The organism is Thioalkalivibrio sp. ALJ12, from assembly GCF_000378305.1.
Lineage (GTDB): Bacteria > Pseudomonadota > Gammaproteobacteria > Ectothiorhodospirales > Ectothiorhodospiraceae > Thioalkalivibrio.
In genome coordinates, this window is record NZ_KB899538.1 from 186,179 (window position 1) to 201,604 (window position 15,426).

Consider the following 15,426-nt stretch of genomic DNA (forward strand, 5'->3'; position numbering starts at 1 on the left):
GGGCGAATCAGGCCTTGGCCATCTCGTCGCGCATCTGCTGGATGATGCTGTTGTAGCGGTTCGCGTCGGAGTCGCTGGACGCGCCGAAGATCGCGGAGCCGGCGACGAAGGTATCCGCACCCGCAGCCTTGATCTCGCGAATGTTGTCGGCCTTCACACCACCGTCGATCTCGAGGCGGATATCACGCCCGGATTCGTCGATCATCTTGCGCGCGGCGCGCAGCTTGTCGAGGGTGGCCGGGATGAACTTCTGGCCGCCAAAGCCCGGGTTCACCGACATCAGCAGGATCATGTCGACCTTGTCCATCACGTATTCCAGGTAGGACAGCGGGGTCGCCGGGTTGAACACCAGACCCGCCTTGCAGCCCTCGGCGTGGATCAACTGCAGGGTGCGGTCGATGTGGTCGGAGGCCTCCGGGTGGAAGGTGATGTAGCTGGCGCCGGCCTGGGCGAAGTCCGGGATGATGCGGTCCACCGGCTTGACCATCAGGTGCACGTCGATCGGCGCAGTCACGCCGTGCTTGCGCAGGGCATCGCAGACCAGCGGGCCGATGGTCAGGTTCGGCACGTAGTGGTTGTCCATCACGTCGAAGTGGACGATGTCCGCGCCGGAGGCCAGGACGTTGTCGACTTCCTCGCCCAGACGGGCAAAGTCGGCGGAGAGGATGGACGGGGCAATGAAATCGGGTTGTGCCATGGGAAGCCTCGCAGAAATCTCTGGGATAGCGGGACCGACCATCGGCCACGCTCTCGGAACCGCGGAACTTTACCGGATGCCGCCATGGCAGGCAAAAGGCGGCGCATGCGACAGGCCCTCCAACGCAAACGGGCCGGGGAAACCCCGGCCCGTCGGCTTGCCACTTCGCGGTTGCCTGAATCAGTTGAATTCGGACTCGATGAAGGCGGCCACGTTGGCGATGTCGTCATCGCTCAGCGCCTGGGCATGCGGGCGCATCAGACCGGTATGGGAACCGACCTCTTCACCGGCGCGGTAGCGCTCGAGCTTGTCGGTCACGTATTCGGCGTCACGACCGGCCAGCGCGGGGAAGATCGCCTGCCCCTTGCCCTGTGCACCATGGCAGCTCAGGCAGGTGGACTGGTACTTGGACTGGCCAGCCTGGATGTCGGCCGCCTGCGCGGCGGAGGACAGCATCAGCACACTCCCTGCGATCCCGGCCAGAACGAACAGCTTGGTTTTCATTGTTGTGGTCTCCTCGTTTGCAGCTCACCAACGGGGTTGCACCCCATCGTGAAGTGAACGTTAGCAGGGCTTCCCTGAACGGTTCATTAACATAAAAACCGGTAGGGAAATGCGGCCACAAGAAGGTTTGAACGGATCAGCGCCCGTGCACATAGCGTTCGTCAGACCAGGTCGCCAGCCACTCCGGGCGCACCATCACCAGACCGGTGACGACCATGCCGTTGAGGACAGCCTCGGGCAGCACGAGCAGGGCCAGATAGCGCACGTAATCGCGGTAGATATCGCCCCAGGCCAGGTCGGTGAACAGCCCGTAGATCACCGCCGAGGTCAGCACCGTGGCCGCCACCGTCAGGGCCCCGCCGAGGAACGCGACCCCGTACAGGTAGATGAACATGTGGCGGGGCAGCCAGGCCTCAGTCGCCCGCAGCAGCCCCCAGGTCACAGCTACCGGAAGCACGCCCGCCAGCAGGACTGTCAGCGGAAAGGCCGCAAGCGGCAGCGCCCCCAGCAGGGCCAGTCCCGCGACCACCAGAAATACCATCAAGATCGCCAGCTGCCAGCCGAACATCAGCGTAATCGTGGCCATGCCAAGAAAGTGCAGCGCCAGGCCCTCCAGGGTCTGTGCACGCAGACCCCAGATCAGAAACAGACACAGCGTGGCGATCACAAAGAGCTGCGTGCGCCCGGGGACAAAGAAGGCCTCCCAAGGCATGCGTCGCAGCATGATCAGCAGCCCCGCCCCCAGCAGGAGGGCGGACAGCACGCGGAGCGCAACCGGGAGTTCGCCCGCCCCCTCGACCATGGTCAGTCGGGCTCGCGTTCGGCGGCCGCGACGGTGTACTCGCGGCCCTGCTTGACCTTGTCGTAGTTGCCGAACACTTCCTTGAACCCCTTCTCGATAAACCGCCGCAACCCGGTAATGGTTACGACATAGATGCGACCACCGGGGTTCATCTGCTCGTGGGCATCCAGCAGATAGGTGTAGAGCATCTCCCGGCCCACCTTGGCCGGCAGGTTCGAGGCCACGAGATCGAAACGGCGGTCACGGATCTGGGCAAAACCGTTGCTGTTTACGCACTCGACGTTGGTAATGCCGTTGAGCTCGGCGTTGCGCCGGCTGTACTCGACCGCCAGGAAATTGGTGTCCACCAGCGTCGTCATGCCCTGCGGGGCCTTGCGCGCCAGGGTCAGGCCGATCGGGCCATAGCCGCAGCCCAGGTCCAGGCAGTCATCACTCGGACGCACATCGATGCGATCCAGCAGCATGCGCGTGCCATCATCGATCCGGCGCGGCGAAAAAAGCCCCCAGGTCGTGCGAAAGCGCAGGGACTCGCCCGCCAGGGTATCGGCGAATTCGAGGTCGCGCTTGAGCTCCGCCTGACGCGCCCGGCGCGAACGGGAATCCGGGAACGCCTCGGTCACTCGGACACCCCCGCCGCCCGCACCAGGTCCTGCCACAGCCCCTCGGCGATGGACGCCGGGGCCATCGCATCGTCCTCGCCAGGCAGGCCCAGCACGCTCAGGTGCCCCATCTTGCGCCCCGCCCGCGCCTCGCTCTTGCCATACAGATGCAGGCGCGCACGCCCGGCCTCCAGCACGTCGGACCAGTCCGGACTTCCGTCCGCGGGCCACAGCCCCCCCAGCAGATTGACCATCGCCACCGGGGTGGTCAGGCGCGCCGGGGCGAGCCCCAGACCGCAGATCGCGCGCACCTGCTGCTCGAACTGGGAGACGGTGCAGGCGTCCAGCGTGTAATGACCGGTGTTGTGCGGGCGCGGGGCGATCTCGTTGACCAGCAGGTCTCCACTCATCGTCAGAAAGAACTCGACCGCCAGCACCCCGCAATAGTCCAGGCGGTCGGCAATCAACTGCGCGATCGCCACCGCGCGCCCGGACAGTTCCTCGTCGACGCGCGCCGGCACCCGGCTCAGGTGCAGGATGCCGCCTCGATGCACATTTTCGGATACCGGGAAGGCCTCGCTGCGACCATCTGCGGTGCGCGCCACCACGACCGACAGTTCGCGCTCGAGCTGCACCCGCTCCTCGAGCACGCAGTCCACACCACCGAGCTCCGCGTGCGCGGCCGCCAGATCGCCGATGTGATCCATCGGGCGCTGTCCCTTGCCGTCGTACCCCAGGCGGGCCGTCTTCAGGATCGCCGGGAAGGATGGCGCGCCGGTGGTGTCCTCGCCACCATCGCCACCGGCCGTGACCGGGCGCCAAGGCGCGACCGCCACCCCGATCTCGGCGAGAAAGCGCTTCTCCTCCAGCCGGTCCTGGGCCACGCCCAGCGCGCAAAGGCCGGGCCGCAGACAGGCATTGGCCTCCAGCCACTCCAGTGCCGGGCGCGGGATATTCTCGAATTCGCAGGTAATCACCGCGCACTGGTCGGCCAGTGCCGATAGCGTCTCCGCATCCTCGTAGGGCTGGCAAAGGTGTCGCGTGGCGACCTGTCCGGCGGGGCTGTGCGGGTCGGGATCCAGCACCCACACAGCATAACCCATCTCGCGCGCGGCCCGCACAAAGTAGCGGCCGAGCTGCCCGCCGCCGAGCAGCCCCAGTGTGGCGGGAGGCAGGATCATGATGCGGCCGGCGGCAGGATCTGGTTCAGCACCGTATCGCGCTGCGCACGCCGGAAAGCGTCCAGACGTTCGCACAGGGCGGGGTCGGAGTTGGCGAGCATCGCGGTGGCAAACAAGGCGGCATTGGCCGCACCGGCCTCGCCAATGGCGAAGGTCGCGACCGGGATCCCCTTCGGCATCTGCACGATCGACAGTAGCGAGTCCTGCCCCTTCAGATGGCGCGAAGCCACCGGTACGCCAAGTACCGGCACCGAGGTCTTGGCGGCCAGCATCCCGGGCAGGTGCGCAGCCCCCCCGGCCCCGGCAATGATCGCGGCCAGGCCTCGTTCGCGGGCCTGCTCGGCATATTCGAACAGGAGATCCGGGGTACGGTGGGCGGAGACCACACGCGCCTCGTAGGGCACGCCCAGTTCCTCCAGCACATCTACCGCGCGTTCCATCGTCGCCCAGTCGGAGGTACTGCCCATCACCACGCCCACGCGCGCAGCGGTTGTGTCGTTGTTGGCCGTCATGGACGGAACCTTAGCCGCCCCGCCTCGGGGCGACAAGCCCGCAACGGGGCCGAATCCTTACGGCGCCGGGCGGACACCGCTCGATCGACCTCTCGCGCGCTGCTCATCTCAGTTCCGCCAGCAGCTGACGGATCATGCGCTCGGCCTGGGAACCATAGCCCCCGCCAAACAGGTGGTCGTGGTTCAGGATGTGGTAGAGGTTGTAGAGCGTCTTGCGCACCGGGTAGCCGGCATCGACCGGACGGATCTCCTCGTAGGCGTTGAAGAAGTCCTGCCCGGGATGACCGAACAGCTCCATCATGGCCAGGTCCGCCTCCGGATCCCCGTAGTAAACGGCCGGATCGAACAGCACGGCCGTACCATCGGACTGGAAGCCCCAGTTGCCGCTCCACAGGTCCCCGTGCAACAGCGACGGCTCGGGGCGGTAGTCGCTGAAGAACCCGCCCAGACTCGCTTCCAGAGACTCCAGCGCCTGGATCAGCGAATGCGCGGCCCCGCGCTCGCGCGCCAGACTCCGCTGGAAGCCCAGGCGCTCGTCGCGATAGAACGACACCCAGTCATCGTGCTGGCGGTTCGACTGCGGCGTCGAGCCAATGTAATTGTCGTGATCCAGCCCGAAGCGCGCCGCCATCTTCATGTGCATGTCGGCCACCCCGTGCCCCAGCGCGACCCCGTCGCGCCGGCCACCCAGGTCCAGCTCCTCCAGCACGATGAAGCAGGCACCCCCCGCCTTGCCCGTACCGATCACCGCGGGGATCTTCACCCGCTCGCAGCGGGCCAGCTCCTCCAGTCCGCGCGCCTCGGCGGCAAACATCGCCTCGGCCATCGCGCCCCGGTTGAGCTTCACGAAAAAACTCCGGCCATCGGTCCCGGTCACGCGCTGGGCCTGGTTGATCGAGCCCCCGGAACAGGCCTGGCTTCCTGTCGGCTCGAACGCGCTTGCGGTATGGTCCGTGATGCACTGGGCCACCGCCGCCGTGATGGCGTCAGGGCCCGCAGAATCCAATTGGTTCATCCTCGGTATCCGGCTTGCTGATCAACATGCAGGGTAACGGTTGCCGCGGGATTCGTCAGGAGACTCACCCATGGCCTTTCGCAAACTCGAGCCACTGTGCGACAAGATCGGCGCCGACCGCATCCGCGCGGTCATCGACGACTTCTATCGCCGCCTGTCCAGCGACCCGGAGATCGGGCACCACTTCGAACGCATTCAGGACTTCGAGTCCCATGTCCGGCGCATCTCGGATTTCTGGTACATGAACCTGGGCGGACGTCTGGAACAGCCGCCCACGATCGACATGGTCGGCAAGCATGCGCCGATGAACCTGACCGAGGCCGATCTGGCGATCTGGATGCGGCACTTCAAGGCGACCACCGAGGAGCATCTGGAGGCGCCACTAGCGGCCGAGTGGCAGCAGCTGGCCGAGGGCATCGCCAGCCGGATGCGCGAGGACATCATTCGCTAGCGTCGCCCTACCCTCCTGCCCTGTTGGGGCGGGGCCTGATTCGGCATCCGGTGTTTACGGTGCCTTCGGCCGGCCGCCTGCCTGCGCTGTCTCGGCAGCGCGCCCCGAGTTACTTCTTTGCTCGTGCAAAGGAGTAACCAAGAAACACGCCCGGGATTCGCCCAGGAACCTTGCTCCGGCCGCGCCAGGCCGGCGGCGCTGAAACTCGCTGCGCTGTCGCTCCGCTCAGACAGTCAGCGCCTCTCTTCCGGCCTGTCACGCCCTCCACAAGGGGCTCATATCGGGAGGGTAGGTCAAAACCAGTCGTGTTCCAGCGCTTCTGGCTATCCCTTACGCCGTAGGGTGCGTTGAGCGCAGCGAAACGCACCCTGCCAACGCCGGGGCAACCCCCTGATGCGATTCGCTGCGCTCATCCGCATCCTACATGGGGGTTGGCGCCCGCTCGCGGGCGCGGCACGCCAGGGCCACAGGCCGCGCGTGCCTAGATATGGGAACACCTAGCCTTCAACCATTGCCACGAACGTCTGGATCGCCGTTGTCTTGACCTTCTCCCCCCGTATGAAGCCCCTTGCGGAAGGGTCCTCGGGACGGAAAAGAGGCGCTGACTGTCTGAGCGGAGCCAAAGGCGTAGCGAGTTTCAGCGCCGCCGGCCCGAGGGCCCTGGAGCAAGGTCCCCGGGCGGAATCCGGGTGCCCTTCTTTGGGTACTTTCTTGGGCAAGCAAGAAAGTACCTCGCGGCGCGCTGGCGAGACAGCGCTTGGCAGGCGGCTGGACGAAGCCAGAGTAAACACCGACGACGAACCAGGGCCAGCCTCAGCGCGTGAAGCAGCCCCGGCCCGTCAGCAGGCGTTTTCGGTGTAGCCCGGCGCATCGCAGAAGGCGCGCCCGAGCGCGAGGTCCTCGCGCATGTTGCGCAGCGCCTGGAGGTGATCCTCGCGGCTCGCCGCGAGTTTGGACTCCGGCGCCACCGGGAACAGCAGCTGCGACAGCGACGGCGGGTCCTGCCCCAGACGCACCGCATAGACGATCTGGTAGGCATACACCCGGCGCACGTAATCGCGCGTCTCCGAGAACGGGATCAGCTCGGCCCAGATATCGGCGTCCAACTCGCCATCGTCCGGCAGCCAGGAGCGCACGCGATGCGCCCCGGCGTTGTAGGCCGCCGTAGACAGCAGGCTGTGCCCGCCAAAGCGGTCCAGGTTGCGCCGCAGGTAGTAGGTGCCCAGCGTCGCATTGGTCGCCGGGTCGAGGATGTCCCAATCGGAGTTGACCCGGACCCCGGCACTGGAGGCAATCGAGCGCCCGGTCGCCGGCATGACCTGCATCACCCCCAACGCACCGGCCCCGGAGCGCACGTCATGCAGAAAGGCGCTCTCCTGGCGGGCAATCGCCATCGCCCAGGCCGGGTCGATGCCCTGTTTCTCCGCGCCCGGGACGATCACGGAATCGAAGGCCAGCGGGAAGCGCAGCTCGATATCGTCCCAGTTGCGGGCCCGCGCAATGGTGAAGATCGCGCGGTCGTACCAGTTCCAGTCGGCGAACTCGGCGGCCGCGGCCTCGAGCTCGGGCGGCTCCATGTTGGCCACGGTACGGGTCCACTCGCGGCGTGCCTCGGCGTAGCGGTCCAGCGCCACCAGCTCGCGCATGCGCTGCATGGACGGGCGGTCCATGACCGATTCACGCGCACCATTGGCCAGCTGCAGGGGCTGGTGCCCGATGCGGTAGGGCTGGCCCAGACGATCGGCGGCCAGGAACCCGTGGAAGTTGCGCTCCCGCGCCGCCCGTTCGTAGAAGAAACGTGCCTCGTCGGCATCGTCCAGTTGCTCCAGCGCCCGTGCATACCAGTACTGCCAGGCGGTCTCGTCGCGGGCATCGCGGCTCATGGAGCGGATCGCGCTTTTGACCGTCTCCCAGTCGCCATCATGGAGCGCGGCACGTACCTGCCACTGGCGCAGCTGGTCGTCGAAGACCTCCGCGTCGAGCCCCTCCATGAACTCCAGCGTCTCGGAGCGGAAACGGAGGGCAAGGCGCAGCGCGAGCGCATGCTCAATCTCGCGGGCGGTCTCGGCCGGGAAGCCCAGACGCTCGCCGCGCTCCTCCCAGCCCTTCAGTGCCGCATCCAGGTCCTGCGGAATCCAGCGCTTGAACGCCTGTTCCAGCATCGCCTCGGCAGAACGATGATCGTCCGCGCGGACGTCGACCTCGACCACCCGTGCCGGGCGCGACTCGAGCTCCAGCCAGCGCTCCGCCCAGTCGCGATCGGCGCTGGCCAGGTAGCGGCGCAGGTAGCTCGCGAGCCCGGTCTGGCGCGCCTGCATCGCCAGGGTGAAACGCTCCCAGGCCAGCTCATCGGTCAGCCCGCCGGCATCGCGCCAGGCCTTGAGCGCCGGATCACAGGCACTGGGACGGGACTGGCCGTGCAGCCAGATGGAGTCCATGTCCTCGATCGCCGCGGAGGTGTTGCCGGTCTCGATCAGTGCCTTGCGCCGCTGGCAGTCCTGCGTGACGGAGAGATCGCGCCCGTCGTCGGCGAACTCGAGATACCGCGACCAGGCCTCTTCGCGGGCCAGATAGGAGAGGTAGTTGCTGCGCAACTGGCCGGCCAGCGGGGTGTCGTCGTGCTCTTCGATAAAGGCGCGCACGGCATCGGGGTCCGCACGCCCCAGGTCGCGAGCCAGCTCGCGATGATCCAGATAGGGCGTCAGCGGATAGCCCTCGAGCGTGCTGCGGGCATTGCGATAGGCCGTCATGTCGCCACGACTCAGGGCGCGTTCGGCATGCAGGAACAGGCTGCGTTCGAAGACCATCCCGGTTGGGCCCGGGTTAGCCGCCGGAGCCCCGGCGGCGAAGGCCATGACCAGACCGGTCAGACCCGTGGTGAGTATCCTGGGCAGGCGCATTGGATTGCGTTCTCGCTTGGCTGATCCGTTCATATTCCGCACGACCGGTGGCGGGCGCAATGGTCTTGTGGTGATTTCGCACCGGCCGGGCCGCATTCCGCGACAATCCCGCGACGCCCCGGCGCGGCGCTTGTGACCGGTTTCACTCGCGTTCGATCACCGAGAACGCCCCGCGTTCCAGGCCATCCAGGGTCCAGGAGGCCACCCGGTAGCGCACCAGTCGCAGGGTCGGATGCCCCACCGCGGCGGTCATGCGCCGCACCTGGCGGTTGCGGCCCTCGTGCAGCGACAGCGCGAGCCAGGTCGTCGGGACGGACTTGCGGAAGCGTACGGGCGGGTCGCGCTCCGGCAGATCGGGCGGCGCCATGCTCTCGACTTTCGCCGGCTGCGTGCGTCCATCCTTCAGATCCACCCCGGTGCGCAGGGCCTCCAGGGCGGCGTCATCGGGCTCTCCCTCCACCTGTACCCAGTAGGTCTTGCTGGTCTTGTGGCGCGGCTGGGTCAGCCGCGCATTCAGGCGCCCGTCGTCGGTCAGCACCATCAGCCCCTCGCTGTCGCGGTCCAGGCGCCCGGCCGGGTAGACCCCGGGGATGTCGATGTAATCCGCCAGCGTGGGGCGCCCTTCCGGGTCGGTGAACTGCGGCAGCACGCCCCAGGGCTTGTGGAACAAAACGATTCGGTGCATCAATCGCAGCGCACGGTTACACGCTCGGCAAAATGGCGCCCCAGGTCATAGTCCACCGTGGCTCCGTAATCGAGCATCATGGCCTTGGCGACGAGTTGGGGATCCGGGCGGGGGCGCTCCAGCTCTGCGCTGCAGCCCGCGGCCGCGAGCCCGTCGGCCTCGACGATGCGCGTACCGGCCGGCTCCTCGTGCAGGAGCTCGATGAAATAGGTCGGGTCGTAGACCTTGTACGCCAGGGTCTCGGAACCCACATCGACTGGCTCGTCCAGCGCCAGGCGGAAACGGAAGAACAGCAGCCCGTCTTCCATGCGCATGGACGGATCGGGCTCGGCAGCGACGTCCACCGCGCGCCCGCCGGCCTCGACATGGCTGTACCACTCGTATTCCTCGAGGTTGCCGAGGATCTCACGGGCGAGCGCCTGCAGCTTCTCCTCTTCGGTCGCGCCCTCCTGATGCGCCAGGGCATCCTCGTAGAGGTACTGCCCGTAGGTCGGGTCGAAGCGCCAGCGATGCAGCATATGGGTGATGCGCCCCTCGCCATCGCGCTCCAGCGTGATCTCCAGATCAATCCAGGCATGCGGATGCGCCTGTACCGGCGCACTGACCAGCAGCAACCACACCAGGCCCGCGGCAAGGATGGCGTAGAGAAGAGAACGTGGCCTCATGCAATCTCCGGGGTCGTGGACCGCCAGGCACCGGCGGCCGCCAGCAGGCGACCATGATAATCGCGCGCGACCCCGAGTTCCGCGAGCCAGCGCGCGGCATCGGGTTTCGGCCCGGTGGGTTGCAGGGCGTCGAGCCCCGGCAGGTCGGGGATGCGGTCCGCCAGCCCGGTCAGGCGGCGCGACAGGCGCAGCCGGTCCGACTGCTCGGCAATGCGCGCGGCCACGACATCAGCGCGGCGGATATTGCAACGCGCCACGGCCTGCGGTTCGGCCAGCACTGTGTCCAGATCGCCCAGGCGGCGCAGGATCCGCGCCGCGGTCCTGGGGCCCACGCCCTCGATACCCGGGATGTTGTCGCTGGCATCGCCCGCCAGGGCGAGCATGTCGGCCACCTGCTCCGGACGGATACGAAAGCGCTTCTCGATCGCACGACGATCCAGCGCGGTCCCGCGCTCCGGATCATGCATCCGGTCCTGGTCACCGAGGATGACCTGGGTCAGGTCCTTGTCCGCACTCTTGACCTCGATGCGACAGCCCGCGGCGCGGCCGACACGCGCCAGGCTGGCGATCAGGTCGTCGGCCTCGTACTCGGGATGGGCCAGGGTCCGGAAGCCGAGTTGACCAAGCAGCTCCCGGATACGCGCGAACTGTTCGCGCAGCTCCGGTGGCGCCGGCGGGCGGTGGGCCTTGTAGGTGGGGTCGAGCCGGTGGCGAAAGCCCCGGCGCAGGCTCTCGTCGAAACAAAAGGCGATCGGACCCGGGGCGCAGGCGGGCAGCCACTGGCAGAGCGAATGAACCAGCCCGTGCACGGCCCCTCCCGGCCTCCCGAGCGGATCCAGGTCCAGGCCGCGCGCGAACCAGGCACGAAAGACAAAGATGCTGGAGTCGACCAGCGTCAGGGTCGGGCACGGCAGCCCCGGGCGCGACTCAGTGCAGGCGCTCAAGGTCCTTGCGCACCCCGGCGATGGACTGGTCGAAGGCCGCGCGTTCATCCGCGTCCAGTTCCAGCTCGATCACCCGTTCCATGCCGCCCTGGCCAAGGATGCAGGGCACGCCCATGGCCACATCGCGTTCCCCGTACTCACCCTCCAGCAGGGCCACGGTCGGCAGCACGCGCCGGCGATCCACGGCGATCGCCTCGACCATCTCGGCGATGGCCGCGGCGGGCGCGCCATAGGCGCTGGAGGTCTGTTTCAGGGCAAGGATCTCGGCACCCCCGTGGCGGGTACGCTCGACGATGTTGTCGAGCGTCGCCTGGTCCATGAAGTGGTGCAGCGGCACGCCGTTGACACTGGAATAGCGCAACAGCGGCACCATCGCATCGCCATGACCACCCAGGACCAGGGCCTGGATGTCGTGGGTGGACAGCCCCGTCTCCAGGGCGATGAAGGCCTCCATGCGCGAGGTATCCAGCACCCCGGCCTGCCCGAAGATCCGGTCGCGACTCCAGCCGGTCTTCTGCCAGGCGCGGTAGGTCAGCACGTCCACCGGGTTGGACACGACCAGGATGCGGCTCTGCGGCGCATGGACGAGGATGTCCTGCAGGATCTGGTCGAGGATCTCGACGTTCTTGTCCAGGACATCGGAGCGCGACATGCCCGGCTTGCGCGGCAGCCCGGCCGTGACGATTACCAGTTCCGCGCCAGCGATCACCGAGGGTTCGTGACTACCGACCAGGCGCGTATCGAAGCGCAGCAGGGGCGCGGTCTCCTGGATGTCCAGCGCCGCACCGGCCGCCGCACCCTCGCGCACGTCCAGCAACGCGATCTCGCGGGCGACATCGCGCCGAGCCAGGAACTGGGCGGTGGATTCGCCGACGCGTCCGGCTCCGATAATGGCGATTTTCTGCATGCTTCCCTCGTATGACGGAGGTGGAGTTTGGAGAAGCGCTGATCAATCAGCGTCTCCTTAGCGGCGGGCAACCCCGCTGTCGCGCGCGGCCTGTGCGACCGCCTGCGGCACAGTATCGATCAGGCGCGGATCGAACGGGGTCGGCAGAATGTAGTGCGGACCAAACTCGAGCGCCTCCAGGCCATAGGCGTCCAGCACGGCCTGCGGGATCGGCTCGCGAGCCAGTTCGGCCAGCGCATGCACGGCCGCGACCAGCATCTCGTCATTGATCCGGCGCGCGCGCACATCCAGCGCACCGCGGAAGATGAACGGGAAGCCCAGCACGTTGTTGACCTGGTTGGGGTAGTCCGAACGGCCTGTCGCCATGATCAGGTCGTCGCGCGTCTCGAGCGCCAGTTCCGGCCGGATCTCCGGATCCGGGTTGGACAGCGCGAAGATCACCGGCTTTGGTGCCATGGACTTCAGCATCTCGGGCGTCAGCAGATCGGGGCCCGACAGCCCGATGAAGACATCCGCCCCCTCGCAGGCGTCCTCCAGCGTGCGCGCCTCGGTATCGACCGCGAAGATCTGCTTGTACTCGTTCAGGTCGTTGCGCTGGCTGTGGATCACGCCCTTGCGGTCCACCATGAACAGGTTCTTCTTGCTCGCCCCCAGGCGCAGCAGCAGTTGCATGGAGGCGATGCCGGCCGCGCCGGCGCCAACGCAGACGATCTTCGCGTCACTGAGCTTCTTGCCCTGGATCTCCAGGGCATTGACCAGACCGGCCGCGGTGATGACCGCCGTGCCATGCTGGTCATCGTGGAAGACGGGGATATCCAGACGCTCGGACAGGCGGCGCTCGATCTCGAAGCAGTGCGGCGCGGCGATGTCCTCGAGGTTGATCCCGCCGAAGCCGCCGGCAATGCGGGCCACGGTGTTGATGAAGTCCTCCGGCTGCGGCGCATCCACCTCGATGTCGTAGACGTCGATGTTGGCGAAGGCCTTGAACAGGACGCCCTTGCCCTCCATCACCGGCTTGGCTGCCAGCGCACCGACATTGCCCAGTCCCAGCACGGCCGTGCCATCGGTGATCACCGCGACCAGGTTGCCCTTGCCGGTATAGCGGTAGGCCAGCTCCGGATCGGAGGCAATCGCGCGCACCGGCGCGGCCACGCCCGGCGAATACGCCAGGGAGAGATCATCCTGGGTCGCCGTGGGCTTGGTGATGTGGATGGCCAGTTTCCCGGCCGGCTGCTGTTCGTGGTAGTCCAGCGCGCGCTGGGTGAAATCGTTGGACATGGCGTTGCGGGGCCTTTCAAGCAGTGGCTGTCAGAGTGCAGCGGGGTTCCGGGGGCGGTCCGGCCCCGCGACCGGTCAGTTGACCGGGTGGGTCGGCACCGAGGAGCGCCGGGCCTGTTCGTACAGCGGCCGGAACTCGTCGGCCATGCGGGTCAGGTCGCGCTGGCGCGACTCGGGCGCCGGGTGCGTGCTCAGGAACACCGGATGACTTCCGTTGGCCTGTTCCGCCATCTTGCGCCACAGGCTCGCGGCCGCATCCGGATCATAACCGGCCCGCGCGGCCAGTTCGATCCCAATGCGGTCGGCCTCCGCCTCCATCCGGCGGCTGTGCGGCAGCTGCACCGCGAGCGCGGCCCCCAGGGCGGCGCCGGTCAGTGCGACGGGCGAGCGGTCGCCGGTCATCGCATAGCCCGCTACCGCGAGATTGCTGGCCAGGGCCACCGACATCTTCTCGGCCGTGTGCGCGGACAGCGCATGGGCGATCTCGTGGCCGATGATCTGCGCCAGCTCGTCGTCGGTCAGTTCCAGTTGCTCGATGATGCCGGAGTAGATCGCCATCTTGCCACCGGCCATGGCGAAGGCGTTGACCGTGTCCGGTGCCTCGATCACGCGAATCTCCCAATCCCAGTCGGCGGTCTCGGGGCGATACTTGACCGCCTGTGCCACCACGCGCTCGGTAATCTGCTGTACGCGCGCGGTCATCTGGGGGTCGGCGTCCACCCGCCCCTCCTCGCGCGCCGGAGCGAGCATCTCCACATAGGCCGTGCGCGAGGCATCGATTGCCTGATTCTCGGAGACGAGCATCAGCTGCGAGCGCCCGGTGACCGGATTGGTGGTACAGCCCGGCAGCGCGACGGCCAGGCCCGCGCCGATCAGCAGCGTCAGGGCCAGCGCCGCCCAGCGTCGGGGAAACAGGCGGGACAGGGCGTTCATGGATCAAGTACCTCGAGATCAAAGGGGTGGCGGATGCGCATCCGCCCTCGCTCCCTCCAAGGATACACCGCGCCGCGCGCAACAACGGTGTTACCCAGCAGTGAGCGTGGTTCCAGATCCTCGAAAAAATCGCGGTCATCCCCGGAGATCAGCAGATCCAGTGGACCGTCCAGGACCAGGACCCAGTGCGGGTCGTGCACGCGCACGTCGATCACCTCGCCCTGGACCCGCAGCCGCCCCTGCGAGCGCTCGCGCGGCGGCTCCAGCCAGCCGACCGGGAAGGCCTCGAGCCGCTCCATCCAGAGCCCTCGCGACTCTGCCCGTGCCGCGGCCTCGGCCCCGTAGTAGCACTCATCCAGGGGATCCGGTTCCGGCCCAGGGCGCGGCATCGCCAGGCCATCCCCAATCAGGCTGGCCGCCAGCAGCGGCCCATCGTCGATCCAGGCATGCATGCGCAGGCGGCCATAGGCGTCGCGGGCCGGACGTCCCGGCAACAGCACCAGGCGCTGATCGACGCCGCGCAGGCGTTCCTCCAGGGACTCGCGCAAGTCCAGCCCGAAGCCCACTGGCAGCAGCTGTGGCGCGACCGATGGAAGTGGGGCCGCCGGTGCCAGACCCAGCAGACGGATGTGCCGCCCGTCTTCCAGGTCCAGGGCATCCGGCGTCCAGACACGCTCGACCGTCACGCGCTGCAGATCACGCGGATCGTGGTCCTCCAGCGCGCACTGCGCCGCGGCCACCGGGGCGATCAGCCACGCCGACAGCGCGACCAAACCAACGAGGGCGCCCCACGGGACGCCCTCGTTGAGTGGCACGAGCATCCGCTGGACGCCCCGCCAGAAACCGCCTCGCGCCATCGGGCGCGAACGCACTTTAGAATGCGAAGCGGCGGTTGAACTTGTCGACCTGACCGGCGGTGTCAACGATCTTCTGCTTGCCGGTGTAGAACGGATGGCACTGCGAGCACACGTCCAAATGCATCTCGTCCTTCGAGAGAGTGGAGCGGGTCTCGAACTGCGCGCCGCAGCTGCAGATGACCTTGACGTTGTGGTAGTTCGGATGAATGTCGGCTTTCATGGTCGGCTCACGCGTGTTCTGGCGAAAAGTGCGATAGCATAGCCGCCTTTCCGGGGCTGTTGCAAGGTCCTTCGTGAAGGCCGGGAGGCGGGCCCTGTGTATGCAAGCCCCTGAAGATAGAGCCCCTTCGAGGCATTTGGGGCGGCCTGTGGATAACCTTGTGGACGAATTGTCCGCGACTGCCGCACCCGGGACCAAGTGGCGCAGCGCCACCCACCCCCGACCGACAACCCGGCCGCGCAACCCGTTAAATCAAAAGGACAATCCGGGAGAACA

The 15,426-nt window shown here is 67.3% G+C and carries 17 protein-coding genes; 1 reads left to right on the forward strand and 16 read right to left on the reverse strand.

Features of this window, described 5'->3' with window-relative positions:
* Positions 1 to 7 precede the first annotated feature (7 nt).
* From rpe to F467_RS0100950, 7 genes are all read right to left on the reverse strand, one after another.
* On the reverse strand, positions 8 to 697 hold the full coding sequence (rpe, locus tag F467_RS0100920; protein WP_018137887.1) for a ribulose-phosphate 3-epimerase: 690 nt from the start codon (positions 695 to 697) through the stop codon (positions 8 to 10).
* A 180-nt stretch (positions 698 to 877) separates the two neighbouring features.
* Entirely contained in the window at positions 878 to 1,201 is a 324-nt protein-coding gene (locus F467_RS0100925; RefSeq protein WP_018137886.1) for a c-type cytochrome, read from the reverse strand.
* A gap of 136 nt (positions 1,202 to 1,337) precedes the next feature.
* A complete protein-coding gene (locus F467_RS0100930; protein ID WP_018137885.1) occupies positions 1,338 to 2,003 on the reverse strand; it encodes an energy-coupling factor ABC transporter permease in 666 nt (221 codons plus the stop codon).
* A gap of 2 nt (positions 2,004 to 2,005) precedes the next feature.
* A complete protein-coding gene (locus tag F467_RS0100935; RefSeq protein WP_018137884.1) occupies positions 2,006 to 2,623 on the reverse strand; it encodes a class I SAM-dependent methyltransferase in 618 nt (205 codons plus the stop codon).
* A complete protein-coding gene (locus tag F467_RS0100940; RefSeq protein ID WP_018137883.1) occupies positions 2,620 to 3,783 on the reverse strand; it encodes a 5-(carboxyamino)imidazole ribonucleotide synthase in 1,164 nt (387 codons plus the stop codon). Before F467_RS0100940 ends, F467_RS0100935 begins: the two co-directional genes overlap by 4 nt.
* Positions 3,780 to 4,295 carry a 5-(carboxyamino)imidazole ribonucleotide mutase gene (gene purE / locus F467_RS0100945; RefSeq protein ID WP_018137882.1) on the reverse strand — a complete coding sequence of 172 codons (516 nt, stop codon included), beginning with the start codon at positions 4,293 to 4,295 and terminating at the stop codon, positions 3,780 to 3,782. Before purE ends, F467_RS0100940 begins: the two co-directional genes overlap by 4 nt.
* Positions 4,296 to 4,398: 103 nt before the next feature.
* A complete protein-coding gene (locus tag F467_RS0100950; RefSeq protein ID WP_018137881.1) occupies positions 4,399 to 5,310 on the reverse strand; it encodes a fructosamine kinase family protein in 912 nt (303 codons plus the stop codon).
* Between the two features lie 70 nt (positions 5,311 to 5,380).
* On the opposite strand from F467_RS0100950, the gene F467_RS0100955 reads away from it, so the two are divergent.
* Positions 5,381 to 5,761 (forward strand): group III truncated hemoglobin, encoded by a 381-nt coding sequence (locus tag F467_RS0100955; RefSeq protein WP_018137880.1) that lies wholly within the window; start codon positions 5,381 to 5,383, stop codon positions 5,759 to 5,761.
* Positions 5,762 to 6,600: 839 nt separating this feature from the next.
* Here the strand turns inward: F467_RS0100955 and F467_RS0100960 are convergent.
* From F467_RS0100960 to rpmE, 9 genes are all read right to left on the reverse strand, one after another.
* The gene (locus F467_RS0100960; protein ID WP_018875242.1) at positions 6,601 to 8,661 is read right to left on the reverse strand and encodes a transglycosylase SLT domain-containing protein; all 2,061 of its coding nucleotides are present in this window, start codon (positions 8,659 to 8,661) and stop codon (positions 6,601 to 6,603) included.
* A gap of 142 nt (positions 8,662 to 8,803) precedes the next feature.
* The gene (locus tag F467_RS0100965) at positions 8,804 to 9,346 is read right to left on the reverse strand and encodes a pseudouridine synthase (protein ID WP_038049530.1); all 543 of its coding nucleotides are present in this window, start codon (positions 9,344 to 9,346) and stop codon (positions 8,804 to 8,806) included.
* Positions 9,346 to 10,011 carry a DUF1007 family protein gene (locus F467_RS0100970; RefSeq protein ID WP_018138112.1) on the reverse strand — a complete coding sequence of 222 codons (666 nt, stop codon included), beginning with the start codon at positions 10,009 to 10,011 and terminating at the stop codon, positions 9,346 to 9,348. Before F467_RS0100970 ends, F467_RS0100965 begins: the two co-directional genes overlap by 1 nt.
* Positions 10,008 to 10,955, reverse strand: coding sequence for a 5'-3' exonuclease H3TH domain-containing protein (locus F467_RS0100975; protein ID WP_018138113.1), 948 nt, complete (start codon positions 10,953 to 10,955; stop codon positions 10,008 to 10,010). The genes F467_RS0100970 and F467_RS0100975 overlap by 4 nt, the downstream gene beginning before the upstream one ends.
* Complete coding sequence (mdh, locus tag F467_RS0100980; protein ID WP_018138114.1) at positions 10,939 to 11,862, reverse strand: malate dehydrogenase; 924 nt, start codon at positions 11,860 to 11,862, stop codon at positions 10,939 to 10,941. Before mdh ends, F467_RS0100975 begins: the two co-directional genes overlap by 17 nt.
* 57 nt (positions 11,863 to 11,919) lie before the next feature.
* Positions 11,920 to 13,140, reverse strand: a complete 1,221-nt coding sequence (locus F467_RS0100985; RefSeq protein WP_018138115.1) for a malic enzyme-like NAD(P)-binding protein — start codon at positions 13,138 to 13,140, stop codon at positions 11,920 to 11,922.
* A gap of 75 nt (positions 13,141 to 13,215) precedes the next feature.
* A complete protein-coding gene (locus F467_RS0100990; protein ID WP_018138116.1) occupies positions 13,216 to 14,073 on the reverse strand; it encodes a M48 family metallopeptidase in 858 nt (285 codons plus the stop codon).
* Positions 14,070 to 14,846 (reverse strand): thermonuclease family protein, encoded by a 777-nt coding sequence (locus tag F467_RS0100995; RefSeq protein ID WP_018138117.1) that lies wholly within the window; start codon positions 14,844 to 14,846, stop codon positions 14,070 to 14,072. The genes F467_RS0100990 and F467_RS0100995 overlap by 4 nt, the downstream gene beginning before the upstream one ends.
* 100 nt (positions 14,847 to 14,946) lie before the next feature.
* Positions 14,947 to 15,150 (reverse strand): 50S ribosomal protein L31, encoded by a 204-nt coding sequence (rpmE, locus tag F467_RS0101000; RefSeq protein ID WP_018138118.1) that lies wholly within the window; start codon positions 15,148 to 15,150, stop codon positions 14,947 to 14,949.
* Between the last annotated feature and the right edge of the window lie 276 nt (positions 15,151 to 15,426).